Source organism: Spirosoma sp. 48-14, from assembly GCF_001898575.1.
Classification (GTDB): Bacteria; Bacteroidota; Bacteroidia; order Cytophagales; family Spirosomataceae; genus Spirosoma.
Genome location: NZ_MKUD01000048.1, coordinates 1 through 1,299 on the forward strand (window position 1 = coordinate 1; position 1,299 = coordinate 1,299).

At 46.0% G+C, this 1,299-nt stretch carries 2 protein-coding genes; both read left to right on the forward strand.

The window, feature by feature from the left end; genetic code table 11:
- The first annotated feature begins 33 nt into the window (after window positions 1-33).
- Window positions 34-429: a hypothetical protein gene (locus tag BGO59_RS24320; RefSeq protein ID WP_293687642.1), complete on the forward strand. Its 396-nt coding sequence runs from the start codon at window positions 34-36 to the stop codon at window positions 427-429.
- Between the two features lie 23 nt (window positions 430-452).
- Window positions 453-1,299: IS3 family transposase (locus tag BGO59_RS24325; protein WP_293687645.1), on the forward strand; the 847-nt coding region annotated here is incomplete at its 3' end.

Sequence of the window (1,299 nt, forward strand, 5' to 3'; positions counted from 1 at the left end):
GTATGCTACTGGAAAATCTAGTCAAAAACCAGTATGAATACGTATCTTAATGATTTATTAGGCTATAAGAAAAAGAAAACTCGATACCTGTTCCGCTGGAAGGTCGTCGAAGCCTATCGGGCTGAACGAGTCCAGGCCTCCGAGCTGGAAGAAACTCTGGGCATCTCGATGACGAAACTACGCCGTCTCAACCGCAATTACTTTCGCTACCGTTTACTTCCCCTTTTATATCCTAAACATCGTCGTAGAGCCATGAAACGAGATGCCGATTATGTCAAAATGCTCGAGAAGAAACTGGCCGAAACCGAAAAGGAAAACCAGTTTTTACGTCTGCAAACGGAAGCTTATCAGACTGTTATTCAGATTGCGGAGGAACAATTTCATATCCCTATCATAAAAAAGCCTGGCGCCAGGCGGCCGAAAAATTAACTCGTCGCTACCCATTAGTGAGTATGGAGTTAATCTGTAAGCTGTTTGGCCGAGTGAGACAAGCCTGGTATGCGGCTACCCGGCGACAAGAGAAAACAAGTTTCCAGACGGATGCTATCTTGCAGGAAGTCAAGCGGATACGTCGTGAGGTGCCAGGCATGGGTACCCACAAATTGCACAGTGAGCTGAAGACATTCTTGCTTCGGCATCGCATTAAATTAGGTCGAGATCGGCTGCATCTACTATTGAAAGAGCACGGCATGTTGGCCAAAAAGAAAGCGAGCAAGGTGGCTACCACCGAGTCGAATCATCCGCATTACAAATATCCTAATGTGGCTAAAGACTTGAAGCCTGTTAGGATTAACGAATTGTGGGTGAGTGACTTGACCTATATTCCTGTTGGAGTTAACTATGCTTATTTGTACGTGATTATGGATGCTTTCTCGCGAAAAATTGTCGGTTGGTCGCTTCAAAAGACGATGCATGCCCAGGGAGCACTCAACGCCTTGAAAATGGCCTTATCGGCTCGTAAAGACATTAGTCAACCCTTGATCCATCATTCAGATCGGGGTGTTCAGTATTGCTCATGGACTTATGTGCAACGTCTGCGCCAAGCTAATGCCACTATTAGCATGACCGAGTCAGGCGATCCCAATGAGAATGCGATGGCTGAACGGGTACTTCGCTCCTTAAAAGATGATTGTAAGTTGGCTCGTGGTTTTTCTTCTTTTTCAGCAGCCGAAGAAGCAGTAGCTAGGGCAATCAATGCTTATAATACGGTTCGCCCGCATGCATCGCTAAATTATTTGACGCCCCATCAGATGCATCAACGTAAGCGAAAGCCCAAGCTTCGCTGGTACCCTTATAAAA

Bases quoted from the DNA above. Each gene is read 5' to 3' on its own strand.
- BGO59_RS24320 (WP_293687642.1), top strand. From the start codon at position 34: ATGAATACGTATCTTAATGATTTATTAGGCTATAAGAAAAAGAAAACT.